At 40.3% G+C, this 6,525-nt stretch carries 5 protein-coding genes, 1 rRNA gene, 1 pseudogene and 1 other annotated feature; of the genes and pseudogenes, 2 read left to right on the top strand and 5 right to left on the bottom strand.

Annotated features, from left to right (window positions below):
• Positions 1-115, bottom strand: a 16S ribosomal RNA gene (locus L3V42_RS10880); the annotation flags it as partial.
• A gap of 322 nt (positions 116-437) precedes the next feature.
• Entirely contained in the window at positions 438-1,202 is a 765-nt protein-coding gene (locus L3V42_RS10875) for a YybI family spore inner coat protein (protein WP_235762626.1), read from the bottom strand.
• 120 nt (positions 1,203-1,322) lie between these two features.
• Here L3V42_RS10875 and L3V42_RS10870 point away from each other — a divergent pair, with 120 nt between their 5' ends.
• Positions 1,323-1,634, top strand: a complete 312-nt coding sequence (locus L3V42_RS10870) for a rhodanese-like domain-containing protein (RefSeq protein WP_235762625.1) — start codon at positions 1,323-1,325, stop codon at positions 1,632-1,634.
• Between the two features lie 173 nt (positions 1,635-1,807).
• Here the strand turns inward: L3V42_RS10870 and leuS are convergent, their stop codons facing one another.
• Entirely contained in the window at positions 1,808-4,222 is a 2,415-nt protein-coding gene (gene leuS, locus L3V42_RS10865; RefSeq protein WP_238471974.1) for a leucine--tRNA ligase, read from the bottom strand.
• Between the two features lie 332 nt (positions 4,223-4,554).
• Positions 4,555-4,765: a binding site (T-box leader), on the bottom strand.
• Positions 4,766-4,859: 94 nt separating this feature from the next.
• On the opposite strand from leuS, the gene mnmM reads away from it, so the two are divergent.
• Complete coding sequence (mnmM, locus tag L3V42_RS10860; RefSeq protein ID WP_235762623.1) at positions 4,860-5,420, top strand: tRNA 5-(aminomethyl)-2-thiouridylate-methyltransferase MnmM; 561 nt, start codon at positions 4,860-4,862, stop codon at positions 5,418-5,420.
• 51 nt (positions 5,421-5,471) lie between these two features.
• Here mnmM and L3V42_RS10855 read toward each other — a convergent pair.
• Positions 5,472-5,901 (bottom strand): annotated as a pseudogene (locus L3V42_RS10855) (DUF1801 domain-containing protein).
• Between the two features lie 51 nt (positions 5,902-5,952).
• Complete coding sequence (locus L3V42_RS10850) at positions 5,953-6,426, bottom strand: DUF2600 family protein (protein ID WP_439651887.1); 474 nt, start codon at positions 6,424-6,426, stop codon at positions 5,953-5,955.
• Between the last annotated feature and the right edge of the window lie 99 nt (positions 6,427-6,525).

Raw genomic sequence — 6,525 nt, 5'->3', positions numbered from 1 at the left:
GCTCGATCCACAATTCGTCACTCCGAAGAGATCTGAAATGTTTCACGCGCTCGACTTGCATGTATTAGGCACGCCGCCAGCGTTCGTCCTGAGCCAAGATCAAACTCTCCATAAAAGTGTTTGTGATAGATGACACCGTCATCTATTCTTAGTTTCAAAAATTGATTCAGGGATAAAAAGCTTTCGTTAGATTAATCCAACGTTTTACTTCTTACCTCTTTTTCATACTGGTTGTTTTGTTCAGTTTTCAAAGAGCAAATTCACCCACCAAAAAGGCGACTTTCTAAATGTAACACAAAACATCATTTTGTGTCAACACTTATTTTTATTTGTTAATAAATATTTACAAGAAATTAACCTTGGATTTATATCATAGCATGGCATTCGATAGTTGTCAACGATAAAAACGCATTTTCTTACATGATCATACATGTTTTTTAATAGAATTTAGCAGCATCGTATTCATCAGTACCTTTCCAATCGGTCTTTAACGCTATCCACTTACCATCTTCGTAATACCAAAGTGTCTCAACTACACCTAATTGATCAGCGTGATACGCTCCGCTTATTTGTTTAAAACTTTTCAATCCATATCCATTACGATCACTAATTTCAACAGGTTCAAAAAAAGCGATTGGGTCGATCATGAGTGGTGTTTCTTGAAGCAGCCTGCCTTCTTTGTCAAATATTCCAAGTCTGATGTAATCATCCTTCCTATCCTGTACATCAAGTATAATAGGTTTCGTATTTGGCGCAATCTCTATGACTGCCTGAAATCCATCTTCAAAATATCCTTTTATATAATCTTGTTCCGGTAAAGGGATTGATTCCAATTCATTGCGGGCAAGTGTATCTAGTTTCGATGTGTACAACCCACCGCTTCCCCCTGTTGGGCTTTGATAGAAAATATCTGGAACATTATCGTGATTCAAGTCGATAAACTGAATAGTTGGGTCATACCCACCTTGATAATCAATTCGCCATTCTTCGGTCTCAGTTGTGATAATCGCAAAAATATCTTTATAATATACGGAATCCGGACTAAAATGAACGCCGTATAGCTTAATTGCATCAAGCTTGCCATCCCCAGTCACATCCTCTTCATATGTCGAGATGAGAACTGGTTCAACTTCACTTGCCGCTGCTTCAAGGGGTTGAAAAATCATAATCGACACGATAAAAAAATAAATAAACAATCGCATATGGATTCCTCTTTTCATATATTGTCATTTGTTAGCTTGTGTATCTTGATTGCAACCTATGCATGAAGACAGTAAAATAAAGCGTGAATTGAATTTGTTAATATAGAAAGGATAATTTTAATGGATCATATTAAAGAAATAAGCACAACGGAAGTAGAAAAGGTCATGCAAAAAGAGCAAGATGTCGTTCTTATCGATGTAAGAGAAGATGAGGAAGTTGCAAACGGAATAATAGAAGGGGCAACTCATATCCCTTTGAAACAAATTCCTGAAGCCATTGGTTCACTTGATCAATCGAAAGAATATATTTTAATATGCCGCTCGGGCGGTAGAAGTATGAACGCGGCATTATATATGAAAGAAAAAGGTTTTGACGTTTCTAACATGACAGGTGGAATGCTCGACTGGCAAGGTGAAGTCATCATTAAATAACAAAAAGCTTTCTCTCCTTTTCAATTTAGGAAGAGAAAGCTTTTTTATCTATTAATTTAATGAATTTCATAATACGTATTTAATGCTTCACCATCACCATATGTAGTTGAGTTGGTTCGTTCCCAACTACATATGGTGATGGGAAAGCCGACTTTGGTAATTATGAAATTCATTCAATTAGCAACAATATTAACTAGCTTACCAGGGACAACAATTACTTTTCGTACTGTCTTCCCTTGAGTCCATTCTTGGATTTTTTCGTCTGCCAATGCTAATTTCTCAAGTTCATCTTTTGAAATATCTCTTGATACATTTGCTTTCGAACGGACTTTACCCATTACCTGCAGAACGATTTCGATTTCATCCTCTACAAGTTTACGCTCATCAAATGCTGGCCATGCCTCGTACGTTATCGTACCAGCGTTACCTAATCTATCCCAGAGTTCTTCTCCCATATGGGGTGCAATCGGAGATAGTAATTTAACAAAGCCTTCCGCATACTCTTTCGGAATCTGGTCGACTTTATAAGCCTCATTCGTAAATACCATTAATTGGGAAATCGCTGTATTAAAATGCAGATTATCATAATCTATGGTGACTTTTTTAACTGTTTCATGATAAACCTTATCTAATTTCTCATTTGTTCCTTCTGTAATTTTATCTGTCAAACTTCCATCCTCATTAATGAACAAACGCCATACTCGGTCCAGGAAGCGTCGTGCACCATCAAGTCCGGTAGTAGACCAAGCAACAGAAGCATCAAGTGGTCCCATGAACATTTCATATAGTCTTAGTGTATCCGCGCCATGCGAGTGAACAATATCATCAGGGTTTACGACATTCCCTTTCGATTTACTCATCTTCTCATTACCTTCACCGAGAATCATTCCTTGGTTATATAGCTTTTGGAACGGCTCTTTCGTAGGTACGACACCGATATCGTATAAGAACTTGTGCCAGAACCTCGCATAGAGTAAGTGTAATACTGCATGCTCTGCTCCTCCGATATATAAATCAACCGGCATCCATTCTTCAAGTGCCTTCGGATCTGCTAACGCTTCTGTGTTATCCGGATCGATATACCGCAAGAAATACCAGCTGCTCCCTGCCCATTGCGGCATCGTATTCGTTTCACGACGACCTTTCATTCCGGTTTCAGGATCAACAACGTTCACCCAATCTTCCGCATTCGCTAACGGAGACTCACCTGTACCAGATGGTTTGATTTCCTTGAGAACTGGTAATTCCAATGGAAGCTCCTCCTCAGGAACAGCTGTCATTGTACCATCTTCCCAATGGATGATTGGAATTGGTTCACCCCAGTAACGCTGTCTTGCAAAGAGCCAGTCGCGGAGGCGGTAAGTGATTTTCTTCTCACCCTTGTTATTTTTAACAAGCCAATCAATCATTTTCTTGATTGCTTCTTCGGTATGAAGTCCATCTAAAAATTCGGAATTGACATGAGAACCATCACCAACATATGCTTCCTTCGTCATATCCCCCCCGCTCACAACTTCGATAATTGGAAGTTCGAATTTCGTAGCGAACTCATAGTCCCGTTCATCATGTCCTGGAACTGCCATAATCGCCCCAGTACCGTATGACATTAATACATAATCCGCAACCCAGATCGGTACTTTTTTATTGTTAGCCGGGTTAATAGCATAAGCTCCTGTAAATACTCCGGTTTTATCTTTCGCTAAATCCGTTCTTTCCAATTCGGATTTCGTTTCAACCTCATGAAGATATCCTTCAACTGCATCCTTTTGTTCTGCAGTCGTAATCTCTTTAACGAAAGGGTGTTCCGGAGCAAGTACTGCATAAGTAGCACCGAACAACGTATCAGGCCTAGTTGTAAATACAGTGAATTGTTTATCATGACCATCAATCATAAAGGTCACTTCTGCACCTTCCGAACGTCCAATCCAGTTTCGCTGCATTTCTTTTAAGCTCTCCGGCCAATCCAAGTCTTCGAGATCTTCAAGCAAACGATCTGCATATGCAGTAATACGAAGCATCCACTGCTTCATCGGTTTCCGAATGACCGGATGACCACCCCGCTCACTTTTCCCGTCAATTACTTCTTCGTTGGCAAGAACCGTCCCAAGTGCCGGACACCAGTTAACTGGCACCTCATCGATATAAGCAAGCCCTTTTTCGTATAATTTTGTAAAAATCCACTGGGTCCATTTATAATAGTCTGGATCCGTCGTGTTAATTTCTCTGTCCCAATCATAAGAAAAACCAAGCTCTTTAATTTGCCGTTTAAATGTAGCAATATTTTTTTCTGTAAACTCTGCCGGACTATTCCCTGTATCAAGGGCATATTGCTCAGCCGGCAAGCCGAACGCATCCCACCCCATTGGGTGAAGAACCTCGTAACCTTGCATCCTCTTCATCCGGGAAATAATATCTGTCGCTGTATAGCCCTCCGGATGACCGACGTGAAGTCCCGAACCCGACGGATAAGGGAACATGTCTAGCGCATAGAACTTCTCTTTATCGGAATACGTATCTGTTTTAAACGTTTTATGCTCATCCCAATATTCTTGCCATTTCTTTTCAATCTCCGCATGATGATAACTCATGCCGTGACCTCCTTCAAGCAACATGGTGCTGATTATTTTTAAAACAAAGGTGGAAGTGCCCGTTCAGCAACGTACAAACTGGAGCACTCCGAGGGGGAGATAAAGGAAACACGGCGAACGTAGAGAGCCGATGTTGACTTTCACCGCAAGGGTATAAGTGCGGCTAAGCCTCACAAAGACCATTCGGCAAGTCTTCTTTATCGATTGAAGGAGTGTGAAGTTTGCTAGTTGCTGGGCACTGGAGCCGGACGTGGCGATTGCTGGCATTTTTAGTAATCCACAGCAATTTAATTTATAGTTTCCTATATCAAAAAAAGCCACTCATCCCCGAAGAAAGGGACGAGAGGCTTACATTCCCGCGGTACCACCCAAATTAGCAATTATGCTCACTTTCCATCTTTAACGCAGATCTACGGCAGAAGTTACTCATTTCACCTCTGCAACTTATAGGTGAGTTCATAAATACATCATGTGCAGCTTCCACCAACCGCTGCCTCTCTAATCATGATTGCATTTACTACTAATCCTATGCGACGTTTTTTTAATGTAATGATTACATCGAATTATAAAGAATCCTATGTTTATTGTCAAGATAAGCCAAATGTTCTATTCTTATGCTAGAAAGGATGTATGAACAATGTTAAAAAATGTCTTGCGTTTTGCCCACGAATTACTCGAAGAAACGATATCTCCAGGTGACCTCGCGATTGATGCAACCTGTGGGAATGGTAATGATACGATTGTCTTGGCAAAACTTACAGGTAAACAAGGAAAAGTATTGGCATTCGATATACAAGAACAAGCGATTGCTTCCACTAAGGAAAGACTTGAGGCATCCGAACATACCAATGTCACACTCATCCAAGATAGCCATGCCCTTGTCGATCATTATCTAGAGAATGATGAAGAAATCAGTGCAGCGATTTTTAATCTCGGTTATTTACCGAAAAGTGATAAACAGATTATCACGACAAGCAGTTCGACTATTCCAGCGGTGGAAAAGTTATTAGCCAGGTTAAAGAAAAAAGGCCTCATCATCCTCGTTGTCTATCATGGTCATGAAGGCGGGAAAGAAGAAAAAACGGCACTTCTTGAATATGTTACGGGACTCGATCAGAAAAAGTTCCATGTCCTTAAATATGATTTCATTAATCAAATTAACGATCCGCCATTTGTACTCGCTATTGAAAAGAAATAAATCGATAGAAAACAGGTCAGCCGGATTTCTTCTCGGGCTGACCTGTTTCTATTAAGAACCTGTAATTTTATAGCGTTCGCTCACAAATGCAACTGTTTCTTTTATCATTTCTTCCAAAATAACTTGATCAATATCTTCAAGCTTGTTTACACAAATACAAGCTTTGCCAGCTTTATATTTACCAAAGTTTTCGAGCAATGCTTCCCGCTTCTCTTCCTCCACCATGAGATAGAGGCTGAGTCGTGCTTTCCTTGGAGAAAAACCGACAATTGGTGCGTCGCCTTCATGGCCGGATGCGTATTTATAATGGTAAGAACCGGAACCAATAATACTTGGCCCCCCACATTTTCGCTTCCCCTCCAGTTACGTTGGAGAAAATATCCAGTAATTTATAAGCGTCTTCCCGCCGCTTCGGATGATCTACCGACTCGATAAATTCCAAGACATCTCGATCATTTTCTTTCATTTTTAATTCATACATCTATTCACACTCCCTTTAACTTGTAAGTTTATTAAAAAAGAGTTCTAAACACTATCCTCGGATTTGTTCATAGTTTTCGATATTTGCTAATGCCGACTGGCATGTGCGCACTAATGCTTCAAGATAGCCTCCATCAGCCTGCTCCTCGCAGTAAGTATAATAATTTCGTAAACCCACACCAGGACGCAGTGCATCCTTCATCGCTTCATGTAGCATACGAAAATCTTTCAGATCAAAAGACGTGCTGCGGTCACAAAGATTATCCAAGTAATCACTGATCGTCTGGTAGGCTATGATAAAGCGAACATCCTTCTCGCACTTCTCACCTGCAAGCAATGCAAAAACAGCACCACCTTGGCAATGGAATTTTTTTGAAGCGATACTTGAAAGGGCTTGAGTCCGAAGTTCTTCATCTGGAATCATTGCCGCCTTCTCTTCCCACCATTTAAGTTCTTTCTCAACGATAGGGAATAACGTGTTATAAACCTCACGTATTAACCCAGTCGCAGTATTTGGTACGTGCATTCCTTATTCCTCCACATCATTTCATTGTTTTCGCGTCCATTTGTTATACTATCATTATTATCAACATTGCTCTTAAAAAATATAAGGGAATAGGAGTGT

Source organism: Oceanobacillus alkalisoli, assembly GCF_022213125.1.
Classification (GTDB): domain Bacteria; phylum Bacillota; class Bacilli; order Bacillales; family Amphibacillaceae; genus Oceanobacillus; species Oceanobacillus alkalisoli.
Note: the sequence above shows the minus strand (reverse complement) of the source record. Positions and strands in the feature narration are given on the sequence as shown.